Below are 21,571 nucleotides of genomic sequence, written 5' to 3' on the forward strand. Positions count from 1 at the left end.
TTCCAATATATGGATACGGGAATTTGCATATCTGTTGCATATGGATTGCCCGATGATCGAACTGCGCCATCTTCGCTATGCCGTCGCGGTCGCCGAGGAAGGTCATATCACCCGCGCCGCCGCGCGGCTCGGCATCCAGCAGCCGCCGCTGAGCCAGCAGATCCGCGCGCTGGAAGCCGCGATCGGCGCGCCGCTGTTTCGCCGGCAGCCGCGCGGGGTCGAGCTGACCGCCGCCGGCCGTGCCTTCGTCGGCAAGGCGCGCGCGATCCTGCGCGACGCCGACCTCGCGGTGGAAGCCGCGCGCCGCGCGAGCCGCGGCCAGGAGGGCCAGCTTGCGATCGGCTTCACCTCCTCGGCCGCTTTCCATCCTTTCGTCACCGGCGTGATGCGCGAAATGCGCGAGCGCGCGCCGGCGATCACGCTGTCGCTCGAGGAGGCCTCGACCGGCGAGCTGATCGCAGCCGTCGAGGCCGATCGGCTCGATGCCGCATTCGTGCGCTCGCCAAGCGAGCGGCTGGAGAACCTCACGATCACGCATCTGCTCGACGAGGAGATGGTGGTCGCATTGCCGGACCATCATCCGCGCGCCCGCAAGGACACGCGGCGGCGGATTTCGCTGGCTTCGCTCGCCGACGAGCCGCTGATCCTCTACCGCCGTCCGACCGGGCCCGGCCTCTACGACAGCATCATCGCCGCCTGTCGCGCGGCGGGCTTCAGCCCGAAGGTGGCGCAGGAGGCGACGCGGATGGTGTCGACGCTCAGCCTGGTCGCGGCCGGGCTCGGCATTTCGATCGTGCCGGAATCGATGGCGCGGCTCGAGACCGCCGGCGTGTCCTATCTTCGCCTCGACCGCGCCACGGGCCTCGTCGCGCCGCTGGCGCTGGCGCGCAAGAAGGGCCCCGCCGCCGGCACGCTCGGCCGACTGCTCGGGATCGTGACGCGGCGGGTGAAGGACCGCGCCGGCGGTTAGTGGAGACTGCGCGACGTGGCTCAACGTCGCCGCTGCCGCCGGTGGCGCGGAATGTGGGGAGTTTGGCGAACGCGCGCGTCCGGGCGCGTCTAGATAGCCTCCATCGAATCCGGCCCGCACGTGGATCGCAACTGCTCAGCTGCGTCCGGAGGACTCGGGTTCAATCAACACCGCGAAAGGCATTTCCGATGGCGCGTTTTCCTGTCCATACGCTCGAGTCTGCCCCTGAAGCCTCAAAGCCCGTCCTGCGCGAGGTCGAGGCGCGGTTTGGCATGATCCCGAACCTTGCGGCGACGATGGCGACGTCGCCTGTGCTGATCCAGAGCTTCATCGGCATCTTCGACAAGGTTCACGGCGGCAGCTTCACCGAGCAGCAGATCCAGACCGTGCTGCTCACCGACGCGGTCACCAATGGCTGCGCCTGGGCGGTCGCGCTGCATTCCGCGCTCGGCTTGCAGGCTGGCCTCGATCCGGCCGATGTCGATGCGATGCGCGCCGGCCGCTCGCCTGCCGACAAGACACTCGGCGCGCTCTCGACGCTGGCGCGGTCGCTGATCGAAAAGCGCGACGGCTCGACGATGAGGAGATCGAACGATTCCTCGCGGCCGGGTTCTACAAGGACCTCGTGCTCGAGGTGATCACCATCGTGGCGGCGTCGACCATCACCAACTACACCGGCAGCGTCACCAATCCGCCGCTGGAGGCAGCGTTGCAGGAATATGCCTGGAACGGCTGAGACGGTCTCGCTTGAGCGTCAAGCATTGGACGCCGGCCGCGCACTTCAGATCGCAAACCTGGCGCGGTAGTCCTGCGGCGTGGTCGACAGCAGTCGCAGGAAGCTGCGGCGCATCGTCTCCTCCGATCCGAAGCCGCAGCGCTGCGAGATCCGCTTGATCGGCAGGCGCGTTTCCGAGAGCAGATGCCGCGCGCCCTCGACCCGGAGCCGCTCGATCGCGCGTGCCGGCGTCAAGCCGGTCGCCTCGGCGTAATGGCGGCTGAAGCTGCGCTCGCTCATGCCGGCCTGTTTCGCCAGCGTCGACAGCGAGAGGTCGCCGGCCAGATGGTTGCTGATCCAGTCGTGCAGCGCGCTGAACCTGTCGTCGGTTGCCTGCAGCGTCAGGATTTCGCTGAACTGCGCCTGTCCGCCCGGCCGCTTGAAAAACACCACGAGATAGCGGGCGACGGCAAGCGCCGCCGTGCGGCCGAGATCCTCCTCCAGCAGCGCCAGCGCCAGATCGATGCCGGAGGTGACGCCGGCCGACGTCCAGAACGAACCGTCGCGCACGAAGATCGGATCGGGCTCGACGCGGACATCGGGAAAGCGCTCGGCGAGCTCTGCGCAAAATCCCCAATGGGTCGCGGCACGCCGGCCATTGAGCACGCCCGATTCGGCGAGCAGGAACGCGCCGGTGCAGACCGATGCGGTGCGGCGCGCTTGCCCGGCGCGCTCGCGTACCCAGTCCACCAGGACGGCATCGGCCGCCGCAGCGTTGACGCCGTCGCCGCCCGGAATCACCAGCGTGTCGACCGCGGTGTCGATCGCGGGCAGCGGATGCACCGCGAGCCCGACACCGGCGGACGACTCGACGTGTGGGCCATCCTTTGCAACCACGCGGACTTCATATGGCTCGGCGTTGCCTGCCTTAGCCGCCAGCGCATTGGCCGACGCGAACACCTGCAATGGCCCGGTGACGTCGAGCAACTGCACGGCCGGATAGGCCAGCACTTCGATCGAGCGGCGGCGGTTTGGCGGAAAACGTGGGCTGGTTGGCGTCATCGCCGAAACCTGCCGCGCTAGATTCGCTTTGTCCATAGCGCAAGGAAAGTTCGAGGGAAGTTCGATGATTGCTCACGATGTTCATCTGCGGATCGGTTCGCTGCTGTTCGAAGGCGTCGATCAAATCGATTTGACCGGGCCGTTCGAGGTGCTGTCGCGGATTCCGAATTCGACCTACCGCATCTACGGCAAGAGCGCCGAGCCCGTCCGCGACATCAAGGGATTGCGGCTGACACCGGATGCGACGCTGGCCGATGCGCCGCCGCTCGACGTGCTGCATGTGCCGGGCGGCTTCGGTCAGCAAGCCCTGATGGAGGACGCGGAAGTGCTCGGCTGGATCAACCGGCAGGCGGCGGGAGCATGCCGCATCTTTTCGGTCTGCACGGGCGCGCTGATCTGCGGAGCGGCCGGCCTGCTGAAGGGGCGCAGGGCGACGACGCATTGGGCGTCGTTTCATCTGCTGCCGTTGTTCGGCGCTACGCCCGTGAACGAACGCGTGGTGGTGGACGGAAGCTTTGTCTTTGCCGCCGGAGTCACGGCAGGCATCGATGGCGCATTGCGGCTCGCGGCTGAATTGCGCGGCGACGATGCGGCGCGCGCGATCCAGCTCTATATGGTGTATGCGCCGGAGCCGCCGTTCGACAGCGGCACGCCTGAGACCGCGCCCCCCGAAATCCTGCAGCAGTCGCGCCAGGCCGTGCGCGCGATCACGGAGCAGCGGGAGGAAACCGCGCGCCGTGTCGCGGCGAGGCTGGGCGTCGCCGTGCAGGGAGACTGAGTGCAGGCTTTTGCCGAACACTCGATTCGGTGTCACCTCGCCCCGCGTGCGGGGAGAGGTCGGAACGCATCGCAAGATGCGTTCCGGGTGAGGGGGAGTTTCCGCAACCGCAGCTATCGCCGAATATGCGGATGCGGCCCCTCACCCCAACCCTCTCCCCGTAAAGAACGGGGAGAGGGAGTGCAGCGCCGGCGCGGTCGCTATTCGACCTCGTCTCGTAGCACTAGTTTCCCGGCTCGAAGCTGCAATCGGCGCCGCCGCCGGCCTTGTCCTTGATCACTTTCGGATCGAGCGTGCAGGACAGTTTCGACAGCGCCTCGTAGATCGTGCCGGCGGCGCCGTCGGGCGGCACGCCGGCCAGCGCCACGGTCGCGAACATCGCATTGGCTTCGCTGCCCTTCACGGTGTGGGTGTTGCCGCCGAAGGCCAGCGCGCAGGAACGCGAGGTGATGTCGACATTGCTGGCGCGGCAGACCACCTTGTCGGCGGTGACGACGATCTTGCTGGCATGGGAGACATTGCTGTCGCCATTGAAGAACGCGGCGACCGCCATCTTCTCTTTGGCCGGCAACGGCGAGTAGGGCGCCACCACGCCGGCGAGCGCCAGTGCCACCGAGCCCGAGGTGGCCGCAGGCGCGGCCCATGCGGCTGACGCGGCCAGCGACAATGAACATGCGAGGATCGTCAGTCGGCCCAGCCTCATTCCCGTCTCCTGCATCGGCGCTTTCCGCGGCGCGGAATCGCTAGCACGTCTCGCGGTCTGGACAGGTGACGCCATTCACACGCGATGCCGCAACTTCGCGTGAGGCGCGGTGCGCGCACAGGGCAGGGCGGCCCCGCGCGGATCGGCTTGCACGATCGCGCCATCGGCGTCACAGTCCGATCCGTGGCAGCGATGCCGCCAACAATGACGACAAGAAGATTAATCCGGGGAACGCCATGGCGGCCACGCGCATCGACTGCGACATCCATCCCGCGGTGGGGGGAACGCGCACCACGCTGCTGCCCTATCTGAGCGATCACTGGAAGGAACAGGTCGTCAGCCGCGCCATCGACGGGCTCGACCTCAATTCCTATCCGCCGTCGATGCCGCTGTCCGGCCGCGCCGACTGGCGGCCGGCGGACGGCAGCAAGCCCGGCAGCGATCTTGCCATGGTGCAGCGCGGCGCTTTCGACCAGCTCGGCGCCAGCCACGCGATCTGCAACGTCGTCTACGGCGCGCAGGCGGTGTTCGATTCCTACATGGCCGCGGACTTCTGCAGGGCGATCAACGACTGGATCGCGGCCGAGTGGCTCGCCAGGGACAAGCGGCTGCGCGCCTCGATCGTGGTGCCGATCCAGGCGCCGGATCTCGCGGTCGAGGAGATCGAGCGCAGGGCCGGCGACAATCGCTTCGTCTCGGTGCTGGTGCCCTCGCAGGGTGAGACGCTGCTCGGCCGGCGCCATTACTGGCCGATCTATCAGGCCGCGGAGAAGTACAAGCTGCCGATCGCGATCCACGCCGGCAGCGCCTACCGCGGCGCGCCAAGCTCGATCGGCTGGCCGTCCTATCGCTACGAATATTATCTCGCCGAGGCGCAGGCGTTCCAGGCGCAGACGCTGAGCCTGATCTATGAGGGCGTATTCGGGAAGTATCCCGGATTGACCGTCGTACTGATGGAGTCGGGCGTCAGCTGGCTGCCCGCCTTCATGTGGCGCGCCAACAAGACCTGGCGCGGCGTGCGCGTCGAGGTGCCGTGGGTGGAGCGCGAGCCGGCCGCGATCATCCGCGACCATTTCCGCGTCACCATGCAGCCGTTCGACGCGCCGCTGGATCCTACAAGCGTCGCCGACATCATCGACCAGATCGGCTCCGACAAGATGTTCCTGTTCGCATCCGACTATCCGCATTGGCAGTTCGACGGCGACGATCCGATCCCGCGATATCTGCCCGACAGCATCGTCAAGCGGATGTGCGAGGATAATCCGATTGAAACGTTCCCGCGTTTGAAACTGAATTCGTAATTCGCGCGCATGATCCGGAAAAGTGGGAACCGGTTTTCCGACAAGAACATGCGCAAACAAAAAGGAGGATCGCATGAGTGACGTCATCGACCGCCCGATGCTCGACCAGGAGAAGACCGCCGCGTCGCGGCTGAAGATCATCGATTGCGACATCCATCCGAGCATTCACGCACACAGCGACCTCAACGAGTTCCTGCCGAAGCGCTGGCAGCAGCATCTGAAGGAATATGGCAGCCATCTGCGCACGCCCTATATCGGCACCACGCCCTATCCACGTTCCTCGCCGCTGATCGCGCGGCGCGATGCCTGGCCGCCGACCGGCGGCGTGCCCGGCTCTGATCTCGATTTCATGCGCAAGCAGCACCTCGATCCCTTCGACGTCGAGTTCGGGATCCTGCAGGTGCTCGACCTCTTCATCTTCTCGCAGCAGAATCTGGAATTCGGCGCCGCGATCCAGCGCGCCATCAACGACTGGCAACTGGCGTTCTGGGCGCATCGCGATCCGCGCCTGAAGGCCTCGATCCTGGTCGGGCAGGACGGCTCCGACCTCGGCCTCGCCGAGATCGAGCGCTGCGCCAGGACCGGCGAATACATCCAGATCAACGTCTCGCCGCGCGCCAACGAGCCGCTCGGCCGCCGCCGCTACTGGCCGATCTATGAACGCGCGCAAGAGCTCGACCTGCCGCTCGGCATCCATGTCGGCGGCTATGGCGGGCATGCGCCGACCGGCGGCGGCTGGCCGTCCTATTATTGCGAGGAGCATCAGTCGAACGCGCACACGGTGGCCTCGAACCTCACCAGCTTGGTGCTGGAAGGTGTTCCCGAGCGCTTCCCGAAACTGAAGATCGTGTTCATCGAGGGCGGCTTCGGCTGGATTCCCGCGACGATGTGGCGGATGGACCAGCATTTCGAGCGCTTCCGCAGCGAGGTGCCGCATCTCAAGCGCCGGCCGAGCGAGTATGTGAAGGAGCATTTCTGGTTCACGACCCAGCCGATCGACGAGCCGGATGAAGCCAGGCACCTGCGGCAGCTGATCGAATGGGTCGGCATCGACCGGCTGTTGTTCTCGTCGGACTATCCGCATTGGGACTATGACGACGCGCGCTACGCCTTCAAGACACCGCTGACGGACGCCGAGCGTCGCAAGATCTTCAATGCCAACGCCCGCGCGGTGTACAAATTCTAGGACGAGATGACTTCACTTCGGATCGAGCGCTGGCCTCGGTTTCACCTCGCCCCGCGTGCGGGGAGAGGCATAGGCCGCCTTCGGCGGCCGTTCCCAAGAACGCCGAAGCAAGGCTTCGGCTATGATGCATCGTCAACTGCATTCCGGGTGAGGGGGAGCTTCCACGAACGCAACTGTCATCGTTCATGCGGAGACAGCCCCTCACCCCAACCCTCTCCCCGTAAGAACGGGGCGAGGGAGCGCACCACCTTCGCCGCCAATATCGCAGGATTCCGATGACCCGTCACATCGTCGCGCGCACCAGTGAGATTCCGGCCGGCGGCAACAAGGTGTTCGGCCTCGAGGGCCGCGACATCGTCGTGTTCCACGTCAATGGCGAGTTCTTCGCGCTGCTCAATCGCTGCCCGCATGAGGGGGCGCCGCTGGAGAAGGCGGCCTGCGTCGCGCGCCTGACCTCGCCGGAGCCCGGCATCTATCAGCGCGACCGCGTCGGCGAGATGCTGCGCTGTCCGTGGCACGGCTGGGAATTCGACATGCGCAGCGGGCAGTCCTGGTTCGATCCCAAGCGGTTCAGAATCCGCGCCTATCCGGTCGCGGTCGAAAGCGGCGCCGAGTTGCAAAAGGGGCCGTATGTCGCCGAAACGTTCCCGGTGCACATCGAGGACAACTACGTGATCGTTGAGGTTTAGCGGGCGCCGCCCCGAACGCCGTCACGGCCATCCACGCCTTTTCTACCGAGCAGAAATGTAGACAGCCGGAACTCGTTATTGCGATATTTGCAATAATGAAGTTCCAATCGCGACAATTATAATAACCGATGCAATGGGCCACCTTGAGCTGGCGGTCGGGAATGAACCCGTCCACCACATCAGGAACGGCACATGAAGCTCTATCACTTCGCTCTCTCCGGCCACGCGCATCGCGCGCGCCTGTTTTTGTCCCTGCTGGGAATTCCGCACGAACTTGTCGACGTCGACCTCAAGTCCGCCGCGCAGAAGCGGCCGGAATATCTCGCGCTCAACCCGTTCGGCCAGGTGCCGGTGCTCGACGATGGCGGCACCATCATTGCCGATTCCAACGCGATCCTGGTCTATCTCGCGACCAAACTCGGCCGCACCGACTGGCTGCCGCAGGATGCAAAGGGCGCTGCCGCGGTCCAGCGCTGGCTGTCGGTTGCTGCCGGCGATCTCGCGTTTGGGCCCGCTGCGGCACGCCTCATCACCGTGTTCGGCGCGAAGCACAATCCGGACGACGTGATCGCGCGGGCGCATGTCCTGCTGAAGCGGCTCGAAGCCCATCTCGCCGGTCGCGACTGGCTGGTCGGTACGGCGCCGACAATCGCTGATGTCGCGCTCTACAGCTATCTGTCCAGCGCGCCCGAAGGCAATGTCGATCTCTCCGCCTATGCGCGCGTCAACGCGTGGCTGCGCCGGATCGAGGCGCTGCCGGGCTTTGTGGCCTTTGCCAAGACCCCCGTCGGTCTGGCCGCTGCGTGACCTGCTGACCGGGCGTGCCGTCGGGCGCGCCCGTCCAACCCTTAAAGGGGAGGGTGATACGATGAGCGACAGGCGAACCAAGAGCAAGCTCGCGACCTGGCATGCCGGCGAAAAGGCGATCCAGCAGCAGGTCGGCGTCGTCGAGAAGATGGAGGCTGTCGGCCAGCGCGCGGTGCGGGACTTCATGCCCGACCAGCATCGCGATTTCTTCGCGCAGATTCCCTTCATCGTCGTCGGCAGCGTCGACCAAAGCGGTGACGCCTGGGCTTCACTGCTGGCCGGCAAGCCCGGCTTCATCTCCTCGCCGACGCCGCGCGGCCTCGAGATCGATGCGCGGCCCGACGCCAGCGATCCCGTCAGCGAAGGCATGCGCGAGGGCGATGCGATCGGCTTGTTGGGGATCGAATTGCACACGCGGCGCCGCAACCGTGCCAACGGGCTGCTCCGCGCATCGTCGGGCAAGGCACTCAGCTTCGAGCTCGATCAGAGCTTTGGCAATTGCGCGCAGTATATCCAGCTCCGCGATTTCGCCTTCGTGCGCGCGCCGGAAGAACCTTTCGCGGGAGAGATCGAGGCGAGCACGTCGCTCGATCAGGCAGCGCGCGACATGATCAAGGCGGCCGACACGTTCTTCGTGGCGTCCTATGCCGAGCGTGAGGACCGTCGCCAGGTCGACGTCTCGCATCGCGGCGGCCGAGCGGGCTTCGTCCGCGTCGCCGACGACGGCACGCTGACGATCCCCGATTTCGCCGGCAATCTGTTCTTCAACACGCTCGGCAACATCCTCGTCAACGGCAAGGCCGGGCTGGTGTTCGTCGATTTCGAGACCGGCGACCTGCTGCAGCTGAGCGGCGATGCCGAGGTGATGCTGGACTCGCCGGAGATCGCGGCGTTTCAGGGCGCAGAGCGGCTGTGGAGCTTCCGTGCCCGCCGCGTCGTGCGCCGGCGCGGCGCGCTGCCGTTGCGCTGGGCGTTCCGGGCCGAAGGCTGGTCGCCGAATTCGCTGATGACCGGCGACTGGGTGCAGACCGCCGAGCGGATCCGCGCCGCCGAGCGCGCCGCGCAGTGGCGGCCGTTCAAGGTCGCCAGGATCGTCGACGAGAGCCGATTGATCCGCTCGTTTCATTTGCAGCCGGACGACGGTGCGGGGTTGCTTCCGCACCGGGCGGGACAGCATTTGCCGATCCGTCTCTCGTTGCCAGGTATCGACAAGCCGGTCATCCGCACCTACACGCTGTCGGTCGCGCCGTCGGACGGCCTGTACCGGATCAGCGTGAAGCGCGACGGTGTCGTATCGCAGCATCTCCACGACACCATCCATGTCGGCGACATCATCGAAGCGCGTGCTCCGGCCGGCGGCTTCACGATCGATGCGCGCGAGAAGCGGCCCGCGGTGCTGCTCGCCGGCGGTGTCGGCATCACGCCGCTGCTCGCGATGCTGCGCCACGTGGTCTATGAGGGGCTGCGCACCCGCGGCATCCGGCCGACATTCCTGTTTCAGGCCGCGCATGCGAAACAGGACCGCGCGTTCGGCGATGAAGTGCAGCAGCTGGTGGATGCCGCCGGCGGCGCGGTGCGGATCATCCGCATCCTCGGCGATGTCGGCGGCGCCGAGCAGGGCACAGATTACGATGCTGCGGGACGGATCGACATGGCGCTGTTATCGCGCGTCCTGCCGTTCAATGACTACGACTTCTATCTGTGCGGACCGCCGCAGTTCACCCAATCGCTCTATGACGCCCTGCGCGGCTACAACATTGCCGACGGCAGGATTCACGCCGAAGCATTCGGTCCTTCATCGCTGGTCCGGAAGCCCGACCTCGTCACCGCAGCGCCGCCGCGCCGACCGCCGGCGACGACGCCGATCCCGGTCGCCTTCACCACATCGTCGAAGGAGGCGCGCTGGACGCCGGAGGCGGGGACGCTGCTCGAACTGGCGGAAGCGCGTGGCCTTAGCCCCGCCTTCAGCTGCCGGGAGGGCAATTGCGGAACCTGCCGAACGCGATTGCTGGCAGGCGCCGTGACCTATGTGAAGCAGCCCGCCGCCGAGGTGGCCGATGACGAGGCGCTGATCTGCTGCGCCGTGCCGGCGAAGCCGGAGGCCGACGGCGAGGACCGGATCCAGCTGGATCTCTGATCAGCCGCACTGGGACTGCGCGGTGGTTAAAGCCCATGAGATTAGGTTGAGCTGGAACGGCGTCGAAAGTTCACGTCTCCCCGACGGGGAGAGGTGAACCGAGATCGCGGCAAGCCGATGCAACCAAAACTCATCCCGCTTTAGCCCATGCTGCCCGGCATGAAGCAGCGTGGCCTCGGATGCCCGTCCAGATAATACGGCCACACCATGGTGCGGCCGGCACGGTTCGGTCCGGCGACGACGGCCTCGTCGGGAACGTCGACCCACTCGCCTTCGAGCCGCACACGATAGTGGCCGTCCTTGGTGTCCCAATCGGCGTCATCGACACGCTTCGCGTCGCTGCCGTCGCAGCAGGGGCCCTTGACGCTGCGCAGGCTCTCATACCAGGCGTTCAATTCGGGATGCTGGTGATCATGGGCCTGCGCCGGCCCGATCGCCGGCTTCGCCAGCAGGGCGGTGACCACGACGAGCGCCGCACGCCAAAACCGTTTGTTCATCTGATCCCCAAAATCCGGAAAGCCCATGACAGCCAACCCGGACATGGTCATCGAGATCAGGACATCAATCAGATGATAATCGTAAGATAATCACATTCGTGAGAGCAGCGGAGCTGCTGCCGGAAGGCCGGGTGCCGACAAACTCAGGCGAGCAGGCTCATCACCTGGTCGATCACGGCCTTCACCTGCTTCGAATCCGGCCTCTGGTGCGCGAGCGCCAGCAGTCCGGCATGCACCACCATGATGGTGTGGGCGGTGATGTCGGGGTCAAAGCCCTTCCTGAACTGGGCGCGATCGGTGCGCAGCCGCGTGCGCAGCAGCTCTTCAAGCCGCCGGTTGTAGCGCTCGATGCTCTTGCGGAGCTCGACCTGGTCGAGCGAGCCGTCGGTCGCGGAATTGATCGACAGGCAGCCGCGCTGTCCCTTCTCGCCCGAGCAATAGGGAATGAAGCCGATGAGCCACTGCCTGATGATGTCCCGCGCGGGCCCCGGCTGCGCCAGCACGCGCTCGGCCCAGCCGAGGATGCCGTCGTGATAGCGGTCCAGCACCTTCAGGAACAACGCGTTCTTGTCGCCGAACGCCGCATAGAGGCTGGGTTTCGCGACGCCGCTCGCCGCCGTGATGTCGTCGAGCGAAGTCGCCTGAAAGCCCTTCTGCCAGAACATCTGGCGGGCGATTTCCAGGACATCGTCCGGATCGAAGCTGCGCGGCCTTGCCATATCCGTCTTTTATGTACTCCCGCGTCGGATGTGAAGCCTTCACCTTGCCGTGAAGGCAGGTCCGGCTATTGACGCAATTCACATTCTGTACTTTAAAGTACATAATAAAATCGGGAGATCACGCCATGAAAGCGGTTCAGGTCGTTGCGTTCGGACGTGCAGCGGAGGTGGTCAAGCTCAACGAGGTGCCGGACGTCGGCAGCCCCGGCCCCGACGAGGTCGTGGTCGCGGTGGAGGCCGCGCCGATCAACAATTCGGATTTCATGATCATCGCCGGGCGCTACGGCTATCTGCCGTCGCCGCCGGCCACGCTCGGGATCGAGGGTGTCGGGCGGGTCGTCGCCGCCGGAGCGCAGGTGAGGAACCTGAAGGAAGGCGACCGCACGCTGATTCCGTTCACAGTCCCGACCTGGACCGAGCGGGTCAAATTCACCGCAACATGGCAGCGTCCGCTGCCCGACAACGCGGATGTCACGCAGCTCTCAATGATCGCCGTCAATCCGGCCACCGCCTATCTGTTGCTGACCGATTTCGTGAAAGTCCCGCCCGGCGGCTGGGTGATCCAGAACGGCGCCAACTCGGCCACGGCGCGGGCGGTAATCGCCATCGCCAAGTCGCTCGGGCTCAAGACTGTCAACATTGTCCGCCGCGAGGAGGTCATAGAGGAGGTCAAGGCGATCGGCGGCGATGTCGTTCTGGTTGACGGCCCCGGTCTCGCCAAACGCGTCGCCAATGAAACGGGCGGGGCGCCGATCCTCCTGGCGCTCGATGTCGTCGGCGGCACCTCGACCCTGAACCTGATGAACTGTCTGGCGCCGAAGGCGGTGCTGGTCATTTACAGCGCGATGAGCGGGCAGCCGTTCTCCGGCTCGGCCCTGAGCGTGATCTTCAACGAGGTGTCGGTGCGCGGCTTCTGGCTCGGCCATTGGGACAAGACCGCGACCGACCAGGCATTGGTCGAAATGTACGACCATCTGGTGCCGATGGTCGCATCGGGAGCGATCAGCGCGCCGGTGGTCGGGGCCTATCGCCTGGAGGATTTTTCACAGGCGATCGCGCAGGCGGCGGCATTCAAGGGCAAGGTGATCTTCACGCCAAGCTAGGTCGTGCCTCCCGATATTCGCCGGCGCGACGCGGCGCGCCGCCATGCCCGTTTTCGTCGGCGCATGTCCGCACGACGTCACGCCGGAGCAGCTAGACGATGGTCGAGAGCGTGAACGCGTGCCACGCACTCCAGTCAATGCCATCGTACGCGCGCACATACATCGTTTCGGTGCCGGTGGTGGCGCCACCACGCATCCAGATATCATCGAGGTCTGCGGCGCTGACGTCGATCGCGCTGCCGGCCGCCCAATGGGAATTTGCAGAGGTCCAGAAATAGCCGCTGTTGGCGCCGGTACCGCCATCCCAAAACTGGTAGGCAGCCGCGGGATTTCCGTCGACGTCGGAATAGGACACCAGGCTGCCGATCTGGCTCCACTCATTGACGTGCAAAGTCTGGTTGCTGATCGAAGCGTCGGGTGCATGGTTTGCCAGAGTGGTCACGTTAAAGCTGTCCCAGGAACTCCAGCTCGTTCCGTCGAACGCGCGCACATACATGGTTTCGGTACCGGCCGCGGTGCCACCTTGCACCCATACACTGGCCAGATCGGACGCCGAAACCTCGATGGCCGTGCTGGACGCCCAGTGTGAATTCGTGGGCGTCCAGAAATAGGCGCTGTTCGCAGCCGTGCCGCCGTCCCAGAACTGGTATTTGGTGATTGCATCGCCATCGGCGTCGGACGCTGTCGTCCAGTTGACGAGCTGCGCCCACTGCGCAGCGTTCAGCGTATGATCGTTGATCGTCGCGGTCGGCGCCGTATTGGTCGACGTCAGATTAAAGCTGTCCCAATTGCTCCAGGCGGTACCGTCGAATGCCCTTACCCACATCGTCTCCGAACCGGTTGTCGAGCCGCCTTGAATCCACAGATTGGCCAGATCGGATGCCGAAACGTCGATCGTCGTGTTGGCAGCCCAGTGTGAATTGTCGGCTGTCCAGAAATAGGCGCTGTTCGCGCCGGTGCCGCCGTCCCAGAACTGGTACTTGGTGATCGTGTCACCTTCGGCATCGCTGGTAGTGAGCCAGCCCTGTGGCTTGGTCCACTGATTGACGTGCAGCGACTGGTCGTTGATGGTCGCGACCGGCGCCGTGTTGACCGTTGACGTCAGCGTAAAGCTGTCCCAGTTGCTCCATGCCGTTCCGTCGAACCCTCTTACCCACAGCGTTTCGGAGCCGACCGCCGAGCCGCCGTGGATCCAGGCATTGGCGAGGTCAGCGGCCGAAACTTCGATCGTCGTGTTGGCATCCCAGTGGGAATTGGTGGGAGTCCAGAAATAGGCGCTGGTTGCGGCGGTGCCGCCGTCCCAGAACTGGTACGTCGTGATTGCATCTCCATCGGCATCCGACGCAGTCAACCAGTTGTTGACGGTGACCCACTGATCCATGTGCACGGATTGATCGCTGATCGTCACCACAGGTAGCGAATTCGTCGTCGTCAGTGCGAACGAGTCCCAATTGCCCCAGTCCGATCCGTCGAATGCTCTGACCCACAGCGTCTCGGAGCCGGTCGTCGAGCCGCCGCGGACCCAGACGTTAGTCAGGTCGTCGGCTGAAACTTCGATCGTGGTGTTGGCAGCCCAGTGGGAATTGGTGGGAGTCCAGAAATAGGCGCCGGTTGCGGACGTGCCGCCGTCCCAGAACTGATACTTGGTGGCGGCGTCTCCGTTGGCATCAGAGTAGCTCAGCCAATTCTCGACTTTCGACCATGTATTGATGTGCAGCGACTGGTCGTTGATGGTGGCAACCGGAGTTGCGTTTGGAATCGTCGTGAACGTGAACGACGCCCAGTTACTCCAATCAGTCCCGTCGAAGGCACGCACCCACATCGTTTCCGAGCCACTGACCGAACCAGACTTCAACCACACATCGGAAAGGTCCGACGCCGCTACGTTGATGACAATGTTGGCATCCCAGTGGGAATTGGTAGGAGTCCAGAAGTAGCCGCTGGTTGCGGACGCACCGCTGTCGAAGAACTGAAAGCTTTGCGCAGGATTGCCGTCGGCGTCGAAATAAGTCAGCCACGGCTGTATTTTTTGCCAGTGGTTGGACGCCAGGCTGTGGTTGCCAATCGTGACGACCGGTGCGGTATTGGCCATGGTTTGCTTCCTCGCGGCGGGCCGGTCGACACCGGCTAATTTCCAAGGTGCAGCGCAATCAACTTTGCCCTCGTAAAGCGGGCTGGTCCTGCCAGCGTCATTGGGCCGAGAGCATTCCAAAACTCAGCAATATCAGGTCAGCATTGCAGAATTGGGATGTGACGTCTGTGACAGGAATCACCTGTACTGGCCAAGAGTGCTGCGGCAAAATGCCCGGACGTCGCTGTCGAACCTTACGTCGAGATTCGCGACGGTAACACGCTGGGATCGACGGTTTGCCGCCTTCTGCAGCACCTTCGGCCAGTGCCGGTCCACGCTGTGCTGGCGGCAATCACTCCTCGACCGTCGTACGCCGGCGCAGTTGTGAATCGCGAAGCGATGGTCGCTGCGCCAGACCGCGGCTAGCGCGTGCCCGGAATAGTTGCGTCATTGCGGGACGTTAGGACGTCAGCGCGGCTCCATTGTCATTGCAGCTTGAGACCTGCCCGGCTTGCCGTTACCAGTGCAGTCCGGCAGCAATGCCGAGCGCATTGGCGATAAGGAACGGTTCTCATGGCGAACACGACGGCGGAGCTTGAAGCGCTCCTGATGCAGCGATCGTTGACCGATCCGCAGCTTCTGGCGACGGCGGAGGCGGCATCGGACTTCCGGATCCTGCCGGATGCCACCGTGATCAAGATCGGCGGGCAGAGCGTCATCGACCGCGGCCGCGCCGCCGTCTATCCGCTGGTCGACGAGATCGTCGCGGCCCGCAAGGCGCACAAGTTGCTGATCGGGACCGGCGCGGGCACCCGCGCCCGGCACCTCTATTCGATCGCGGCCGGGCTTCGGCTGCCGGCCGGCGTGCTCTCGCAGCTCGGCGCCTCGGTCGCCGACCAGAACGCGGTGATGCTGGGCCAGCTGCTCGCCAGGCACGGCATCTCCGCGGTCAGCGGCGCCGGACTTTCGGCCGTGCCGCTTTATCTCGCCGAGGTGAACGCCGTGATCTTCAGCGGCATGCCGCCTTACGGCCTCTGGATGCGGCCCGCACCCGAGGGCATGATCCCGCCCTATCGCACCGATGCCGGATGCTTCCTTGTCGCCGAACAGTTCGGCTGCAAGGCGATGATCTATGTGAAGGACGAGAACGGCCTCTACACCGCGAACCCCAAGACCTCGAAGGGCGCGGCCTTCATCCCGAAAATCTCGGTCGCCGAGATGAAGGCGAAGGGATTGCAGGATTCGATCCTCGAATTCCCGGTGCTCGATCTGCTCGCCACCGCGCGCCATGTCCGGCAGGTGCAGGTCGTCAATGGCCTCGTCCCCGGCAACCTCACCCGTGCGCTCGCGGGCGAGCATGTCGGCACCATCATCACCGCGAACTGAGCAGGGACACGACCATGGATGACACCATCAAGCACGTCGCCTCGCCGCTCGCGCGCCAGACCCTGCTCGACAGCGATCTCACCCGCCCCGTTGCCGGCGGTCGCCCGATCCCGCTGCTGCCCTGGGTGCAGGTGGTGAAGATCGGCGGCCGCTCCATCATGGATCGCGGCCATGAGGCGATCCTGCCGATCGTCGACGAACTGCGCGCACTGCTGCCCGAGCATCGCCTGCTGATCCTGACCGGCGCCGGCATCCGTGCCCGCCACCTTTACAGCGTCGGTCTCGACCTCGGACTGCCGGTCGGCTCGCTCGCGCCGCTCGCTGCCAGCGAGGCCGGCCAGAACGGCCATATCCTAGCCTGCCTGCTCGCGCCGGAGGGCGTGTCCTACATCGAGCATCCGACCATCGCGAGCCAGCTCGCGATCCATCTCTCCGCGGCCCGCGCCGTCGTGGGCAGCGCGTTTCCGCCCTATCACCATCATGAATTCCCGGTCTCGCGCATCCCGTTGCATCGCGCCGATACCGGTGCGTTCCTGATTGCCGATGCGCTCGGCGCCGCCGGGCTGACGATCGTCGAGGATGTCGACGGCGTCTACACCGACGATCCGAATGGTCCCGAGGGGAAGAAGGCGCAGTTGCTGCGCGAGGCCAGCCTCGCCGACCTTGCCAAGCTGAAGGGCACGCTGCCGTTCGATCCCGCGCTGCTCGAGGTGATGGCCAATGCGCGGCATATCGAACGCGTGCAGGTCGTGAACGGCCTCGTTCCCGGCCGGCTCACGGCGGCGCTGCGCGGCCAGCATGTCGGGTCGATCATCCGCACCGGCGCGCGGCCGGCTTAAATCGAGCCGCGGACTCCACTTCACCTCGTCCCGCGTGCGGGGAGAGGTCGGAAAGCATCGATAGATGCATTCCGGGTGAGGGGGAGTCTCCGCGGACGCAGCTATCGCCGTACGCGCGGAGGCGGGCCCTCACCCCAACCCTTTTCCTGTAAGAACGGGGAGAGGGAGCACAACGCCATTCGAACTAATCTAGTCGGTCCTTTCAGCGCGCGACCGAGGGACTACTTGATCGTCGCGTGCACGGTGATGACCGAGGTGCCGGATGCCTTTGGCCCCTGGCCCGTCGCCTTGATCGCAAACGTATCGCTGCCCTTGTACTTGGCTTTCGCCCTGTATTCGAAGGTCGATGCGTTGATCTTCTTCAGCTTGCCGTAGGCCGGCTTCTGCGAGATCGACGAGTCCGTCACCGTGCCGCGGATCCCGATCGGGATCTGGCAGCTTTGGCCCGAGGCGACGTCGATATCGCCGCTCGAATTCTCGCCCCAATCCGCCAATGTCATCGACATCGAACATTCCGGCACGGGCTGCGCCGAAGACGCCGGCGTGACATTTAATGCAAAGATGAGCGCCAGGGCGGCGACCCCCGACGTCCGCGTGGTGACGATACTCGTTTTCATGCAAGGCCCACTGCTGAAGGTTCTCGGCGCAGGAATCCTGCAACGTGGGAGCAGGGGTGGCAAGGGCTTCGCCTCGCCCGCGCGACATGTGTTGAAATGCTTGGGCGCTTGTTGCGTCGTCGAAGCGCCCCCATAGTCACCGCAGACTTGATCTGATCGGGGCGAAGGCGCGCGTGACAGGGAAGGGTTCCAATGGCTGAAAGCAGCGACGGTCAGGCAAAAGCTCAACAAGCCGGATTTGCCGGCGTCACCCGCAGGACCCTTGAGCGTCTCGCTTTGCCCGGCGATGATCGCGAGCTTGTCGTTGCCGAGGTGACCTATCCGCCCGGCGGGGTCGCTCCGCTGCACCGGCACCCCGTTGGCGGCGTGGTCTTCATCGTCGAAGGCGTTGCCGAGTCCGCCTATGGCGACGAGGCGCCGCGCCAGTATCGGGCGGGCGAGACCTTGCAGGATCGACCCGACGTTCCGCACACGCTGTTTCGCAATTGCGACCCGCACCGGCCGCTGCGCTTCCTGACCATCTACGCGCTCGAACCCGGGCGCGCCTACGCGATGGAGCCGTGAGGTTGGGAAAAGGCCAAGGCAAAATGTTACGGTTGGCTCACCTGAGGTTTCGGGTTTGCGCCGGCCATCCGAGGTGGAACGGCGAGCAGGAGGCAAACCGACTCCACCAGGAGTTCATGCGCACGGTCGACAATGTCGTCCAACGAACTCGTCTTCGCGAACATGGCCTGGGCTTCAGCCAACAACCGGTCGCGCGTTGGTATGCTGGGCAGATGCAAGTCGGCGCGATGCTGTAACAGAACAAGCGCTTCCCGCACCGACAATCCGGTTTCGTGGACCGACGATTTGATAGCCTGCGCGATGTACTCGGGATTGAAGCGACCAGCGAGTTGTTCAGCCGTTCGCTTTATCACACGCGATCCTAAGCGCTGCTCGTTGCGGAGAACCTGCGTGGGCGGCGCCTTCAGATTCCAGACAATGCCGAGCAAGGACAAGGTCACCAAAACATAATAGGTCACATCAATCTCCCACCACCGGAAGCCTTGCCGCGCACTGCTTTGATAGGCGTGATGGTTGTTGTGCCACCCCTCACCCATCGTCAGCAGGGCCAGCAGCCAGTTGTTGCGGGAGTCGTCACCGGTCACATACCGCTTGCGTCCGTGAACATGCGCCAGCGAGTTGATGCAGAACGTGGCGTGATACAGCACCACGGTGCTCCAGAGGAAGCCGACCACGAGTCCGGACCAGCCGGCGATGAGGAAGCACAGACCTGCGACCACGATCGCCGGCAAGACCTCCAATCTGTGAAGCCACATCAACTCCGGATACGAGGCAAAATCCGCAACTTTCGTCAGATCAGTTGCATCGTGCTGTCGATAAAAAATCCACCCGAGATGACTGTACGCGAAGCCTTTATGCCCCGGCGAATGCACATCTTGCTCGGTATCCGAATGAAGATGGTGATGTCGATGTTTCGCGGCCCACCACAGCACGCTCTTCTGGGCGCTGCTCTGGGCAAGGAAGGCAAGGACGAATTGGAACACCCGGCTTGTCGCGTAGGCTCGATGCGAGAAGTACCGGTGATATCCGGCCGTGATCGCAAACATGCGCAGCCAATACAGCGCGAAGCAAATTGCAGTCGCTTGCCATGAGACGCCCGTCCAGATCGCCGCCAGACACCCTGCGTGGACCAGCAGAAACGGGAGGACCTGCGGGTACATGATGTCGTCGTGTTGCTGATCTAGATCGATATTGGTGGACACGCTCGCGACCTCAGTTGTTTCAATGCGCGGGCCGCCCGGCCGGATGCTCAAATCCCGGCTTTGGCGGCATTGCACGCGGAGTAATGGTAGCTCCCCGGTCGGTAGACAAGTCGCGGGGTTGCCAAACCAGCGGCTCTGCTAGTACATTGGTTGCAAAAGCAGCATGGCGCCGATTGCCGCAGCTTACGCGGCGCGCAGATTGTTCAGTCCGGTGGTCCGCAACGATTTCAAAAAGCAATCTTCTGTCCTTCGTTGAGAGTGATCAAGCCGGCGCGTTCGCGAGGGCATCGTGTGGTTGCAGGCATCCGCGCTATTCCTTCTTCGCCGTCAGCCCGTCGACCATCGCGCGCGTCAACGTTGCGATCTCGCTGCGCAATGCGCCGATCGGCACCGCGATCAGCTTGTGCTCCAGCCCGAGCGCGACCATGCCGTGCACGGCCGAGAACAGGCTGCGCGCGGTGACGCCGAGTTGCGCCGGCGAACGCTGCGGAAACAGCGCGGCGAGCGGCTTGTAGATGTGGCGGAACAATTCCATCTGCTCGGTGATGGCCCATTCCGGCACCGGCTTGCCGGGCTGCATGCGATGCTCGAACAGCGCGCGCCACAGTTCGAGATTGTCGGCGGCGAAGTCGCAATAGGCGACCGCGATCCGCACCAGCATCTCGCGCGGCGCCGCAGCCCCGCCGATCTCGGCCAGCGACAGCGACGCGTCGAGCCGCGCCAGCGTGCGCGAGCCGACGCGCAGGATCAACTCGTCGACATCCTCGACCAGATTGTAGACGCCGCCATTGGCGACCCCGATTTCCTGGGCCAGTTCGCGGGTTTTCAGGCCGCCGAGACCCTTTGCCGCAATCGCCCGTTCCGCCGCCTCGATCAGCGCTTCCCGCAGTTTTGCCCGTCGTTCCAATGCCTTGGACATCTTTGATCCTTCGTTAACCATCGCCTTGAGCGTCGCTCAAATAATTCTTGAGCAATGCTCATTATGTGGTACAAGAGATTCATGAGCGATGCTCATAACAGGGAGCGATGAAATGTTCAAAACTGTTTTCACTCTTTTCCGCGGCACCGTTGCGGTGGCCGAAGAGGAACTTCAAGACCGCACCGCGCTGGTCATCCTCGACCAGCAGATGCGCGATGCCGCCGCCGCCGTCGACCGCTCGAAGCGGACCCTGGCGCTGGCGATCGCCGGCGACCAGCAGGAGGGCCGGCGGCTCGACGCCACCAACGCCCGGATCGCCGATCTCGAACAGCGCGCGTCGGCGGCACTCGAGGGCGGCCGGGAAGACCTCGCCCGCGAAGCCGCGCAGGCGATCGCCAATCTCGAAGCCGAGCGCGATGCCGCGATGACCGCACGCGCGCTGTTCGCCTCCGAGATCACCCGGCTGAAGCGCCATGTCGGCAACGCCGAGGCGCGCATCGCCGAGCTCGACCGCGGCCGTCGGCTGGCCCGCGCATCGGAAGCGGTGCGTTCGCTGCGCCGGAGCGGCATCGAGGCTGCACGCCCCTACGAATCGACGCTGCCGGAAGCGGAGGCGACGCTGAAACGGCTGCGCGAGCGGCAGATGGAGATCCAGGCCGCCGACGAGGCGTTGATCGAGATCGACGCCGCCGCGGGGCCGCTCGCCACCGCCGAGAAACTCGCCGAGCAGGGTTTTGGCCCGCGCATGAAATCGACCGCCGACGACGTGCTGGCGCGGCTGAAAGCCAGGCGCCCGCCCGCTGCCTGAAACCTGAAGCCTGAACTTCAAGTCTGAAACCAAGCCAATTTCAAACCATCTATCATCAAGGAGACGACCATGAACCAGACCATCCAACCCCACAGCGGCAGCTGGGTTACCTTCACCTACGCGTCCTTTGCGGCCTCCGCCTTCCTCGTCGCCCTCGGCGTGTTCTTCCTGCCGATCGACCTCTGGATGAAGGGCTATCTCACGATGGGCATCGTGATGCTGGTCCAGACCTGCGTCACGCTGACCAAGACGGTGCGCGACAATTACGAGAGCAGCAAGTTCGTGAACCGTATCGAGGACGCCAAGGCCGAGCGCCTGCTGATGGAAGTCTCCAAGGCGGCGTGAGCCGAAGTCAAGTCGAAGCGGCGGGTGGTTTTCCACCCGCCGCTTTCGTCGGGGGCGGGTCTCGCCCCGCGTCATTGCGAGGAGCGATAGCGATGAAGCAATCCATCGCCCCGCATCTGCGGAAGCATGGATTGCTTCGCGGAGCCTGTCATC

Annotated in this window: 22 protein-coding genes; 14 read left to right on the forward strand and 8 right to left on the reverse strand. The window is 64.5% G+C overall.

Annotated features, from left to right (window positions below; translation table 11 throughout):
- The first annotated feature begins 52 nt into the window (after window positions 1-52).
- Window positions 53-970, forward strand: coding sequence for a LysR family transcriptional regulator (locus tag RX327_RS06445; RefSeq protein WP_193395231.1), 918 nt, complete (start codon window positions 53-55; stop codon window positions 968-970).
- A gap of 188 nt (window positions 971-1,158) precedes the next feature.
- Window positions 1,159-1,608, forward strand: a complete 450-nt coding sequence (locus tag RX327_RS06450; protein WP_317249800.1) for a hypothetical protein — start codon at window positions 1,159-1,161, stop codon at window positions 1,606-1,608.
- Window positions 1,609-1,751: 143 nt separating this feature from the next.
- On the opposite strand, the gene RX327_RS06455 is transcribed toward RX327_RS06450, so the two are convergent.
- Complete coding sequence (locus RX327_RS06455) at window positions 1,752-2,747, reverse strand: GlxA family transcriptional regulator (RefSeq protein WP_050385272.1); 996 nt, start codon at window positions 2,745-2,747, stop codon at window positions 1,752-1,754.
- A 64-nt stretch (window positions 2,748-2,811) separates the two neighbouring features.
- Between RX327_RS06455 and RX327_RS06460 the strand changes: the two genes are divergently transcribed.
- Entirely contained in the window at window positions 2,812-3,525 is a 714-nt protein-coding gene (locus RX327_RS06460) for a DJ-1/PfpI family protein (protein ID WP_028332927.1), read from the forward strand.
- Window positions 3,526-3,748: 223 nt separating this feature from the next.
- On the opposite strand, the gene RX327_RS06465 is transcribed toward RX327_RS06460, so the two are convergent.
- Window positions 3,749-4,228, reverse strand: a complete 480-nt coding sequence (locus tag RX327_RS06465; protein ID WP_050385197.1) for a hypothetical protein — start codon at window positions 4,226-4,228, stop codon at window positions 3,749-3,751.
- A 236-nt stretch (window positions 4,229-4,464) separates the two neighbouring features.
- On the opposite strand from RX327_RS06465, the gene RX327_RS06470 reads away from it, so the two are divergent.
- The 5 genes from RX327_RS06470 to RX327_RS06490 all read left to right on the forward strand — a co-directional run bounded on the left by RX327_RS06470 (window position 4,465) and on the right by RX327_RS06490 (window position 10,348).
- On the forward strand, window positions 4,465-5,529 hold the full coding sequence (locus RX327_RS06470) for an amidohydrolase family protein (protein WP_050385196.1): 1,065 nt from the start codon (window positions 4,465-4,467) through the stop codon (window positions 5,527-5,529).
- A gap of 73 nt (window positions 5,530-5,602) precedes the next feature.
- Window positions 5,603-6,715 (forward strand): amidohydrolase family protein, encoded by a 1,113-nt coding sequence (locus tag RX327_RS06475; RefSeq protein WP_050385195.1) that lies wholly within the window; start codon window positions 5,603-5,605, stop codon window positions 6,713-6,715.
- Window positions 6,716-6,990: 275 nt separating this feature from the next.
- A complete protein-coding gene (locus RX327_RS06480; protein WP_050385194.1) occupies window positions 6,991-7,404 on the forward strand; it encodes a Rieske (2Fe-2S) protein in 414 nt (137 codons plus the stop codon).
- Between the two features lie 192 nt (window positions 7,405-7,596).
- On the forward strand, window positions 7,597-8,211 hold the full coding sequence (locus RX327_RS06485; RefSeq protein ID WP_028332932.1) for a glutathione S-transferase family protein: 615 nt from the start codon (window positions 7,597-7,599) through the stop codon (window positions 8,209-8,211).
- Window positions 8,212-8,272: 61 nt separating this feature from the next.
- Window positions 8,273-10,348 (forward strand): pyridoxamine 5'-phosphate oxidase family protein, encoded by a 2,076-nt coding sequence (locus RX327_RS06490; RefSeq protein WP_317249802.1) that lies wholly within the window; start codon window positions 8,273-8,275, stop codon window positions 10,346-10,348.
- A 140-nt stretch (window positions 10,349-10,488) separates the two neighbouring features.
- Here RX327_RS06490 and RX327_RS06495 read toward each other — a convergent pair whose 3' ends face one another.
- Both RX327_RS06495 and RX327_RS06500 read right to left on the reverse strand, forming a co-directional pair.
- Window positions 10,489-10,845, reverse strand: coding sequence for a hypothetical protein (locus RX327_RS06495; RefSeq protein WP_050385271.1), 357 nt, complete (start codon window positions 10,843-10,845; stop codon window positions 10,489-10,491).
- 143 nt (window positions 10,846-10,988) lie between these two features.
- Window positions 10,989-11,564, reverse strand: coding sequence for a TetR/AcrR family transcriptional regulator (locus tag RX327_RS06500; protein WP_050385192.1), 576 nt, complete (start codon window positions 11,562-11,564; stop codon window positions 10,989-10,991).
- Window positions 11,565-11,632: 68 nt separating this feature from the next.
- Between RX327_RS06500 and RX327_RS06505 the strand changes: the two genes are divergently transcribed.
- Window positions 11,633-12,667 (forward strand): zinc-dependent alcohol dehydrogenase family protein, encoded by a 1,035-nt coding sequence (locus RX327_RS06505; RefSeq protein ID WP_244482175.1) that lies wholly within the window; start codon window positions 11,633-11,635, stop codon window positions 12,665-12,667.
- Window positions 12,668-12,758: 91 nt separating this feature from the next.
- Here RX327_RS06505 and RX327_RS06510 read toward each other — a convergent pair whose 3' ends face one another.
- Window positions 12,759-14,759, reverse strand: coding sequence for a hypothetical protein (locus RX327_RS06510; protein ID WP_317249803.1), 2,001 nt, complete (start codon window positions 14,757-14,759; stop codon window positions 12,759-12,761).
- Window positions 14,760-15,311: 552 nt separating this feature from the next.
- Between RX327_RS06510 and RX327_RS06515 the strand changes: the two genes are divergently transcribed.
- Both RX327_RS06515 and RX327_RS06520 read left to right on the forward strand, forming a co-directional pair.
- Window positions 15,312-16,124: a uridine kinase gene (locus RX327_RS06515; protein WP_028332938.1), complete on the forward strand. Its 813-nt coding sequence runs from the start codon at window positions 15,312-15,314 to the stop codon at window positions 16,122-16,124.
- 14 nt (window positions 16,125-16,138) lie between these two features.
- A complete protein-coding gene (locus tag RX327_RS06520) occupies window positions 16,139-16,963 on the forward strand; it encodes a molybdenum storage protein subunit alpha (protein WP_317249804.1) in 825 nt (274 codons plus the stop codon).
- A gap of 221 nt (window positions 16,964-17,184) precedes the next feature.
- On the opposite strand, the gene RX327_RS06525 is transcribed toward RX327_RS06520, so the two are convergent.
- Window positions 17,185-17,469 carry a hypothetical protein gene (locus tag RX327_RS06525; protein ID WP_050385270.1) on the reverse strand — a complete coding sequence of 95 codons (285 nt, stop codon included), beginning with the start codon at window positions 17,467-17,469 and terminating at the stop codon, window positions 17,185-17,187.
- Between the two features lie 303 nt (window positions 17,470-17,772).
- Between RX327_RS06525 and RX327_RS06530 the strand changes: the two genes are divergently transcribed.
- Complete coding sequence (locus RX327_RS06530) at window positions 17,773-18,144, forward strand: cupin domain-containing protein (RefSeq protein WP_050385189.1); 372 nt, start codon at window positions 17,773-17,775, stop codon at window positions 18,142-18,144.
- A gap of 26 nt (window positions 18,145-18,170) precedes the next feature.
- Here the strand turns inward: RX327_RS06530 and RX327_RS06535 are convergent, their stop codons facing one another.
- On the reverse strand, window positions 18,171-19,304 hold the full coding sequence (locus RX327_RS06535) for an acyl-CoA desaturase (protein ID WP_317251211.1): 1,134 nt from the start codon (window positions 19,302-19,304) through the stop codon (window positions 18,171-18,173).
- A gap of 352 nt (window positions 19,305-19,656) precedes the next feature.
- Window positions 19,657-20,265 (reverse strand): TetR/AcrR family transcriptional regulator, encoded by a 609-nt coding sequence (locus tag RX327_RS06540; protein ID WP_050385268.1) that lies wholly within the window; start codon window positions 20,263-20,265, stop codon window positions 19,657-19,659.
- Window positions 20,266-20,377: 112 nt separating this feature from the next.
- On the opposite strand from RX327_RS06540, the gene RX327_RS06545 reads away from it, so the two are divergent.
- Together RX327_RS06545 and RX327_RS06550 are read left to right on the forward strand one after the other, a co-directional pair.
- The gene (locus RX327_RS06545) at window positions 20,378-21,073 is read left to right on the forward strand and encodes a PspA/IM30 family protein (protein ID WP_028332944.1); all 696 of its coding nucleotides are present in this window, start codon (window positions 20,378-20,380) and stop codon (window positions 21,071-21,073) included.
- Window positions 21,074-21,142: 69 nt separating this feature from the next.
- Complete coding sequence (locus RX327_RS06550; RefSeq protein ID WP_028332945.1) at window positions 21,143-21,418, forward strand: YiaA/YiaB family inner membrane protein; 276 nt, start codon at window positions 21,143-21,145, stop codon at window positions 21,416-21,418.
- The last annotated feature ends 153 nt before the right edge of the window (window positions 21,419-21,571 follow it).

The organism is Bradyrhizobium sp. BEA-2-5 (assembly GCF_032918025.1).
In the GTDB taxonomy this organism is placed as follows: Bacteria; Pseudomonadota; Alphaproteobacteria; order Rhizobiales; family Xanthobacteraceae; genus Bradyrhizobium; species Bradyrhizobium pachyrhizi.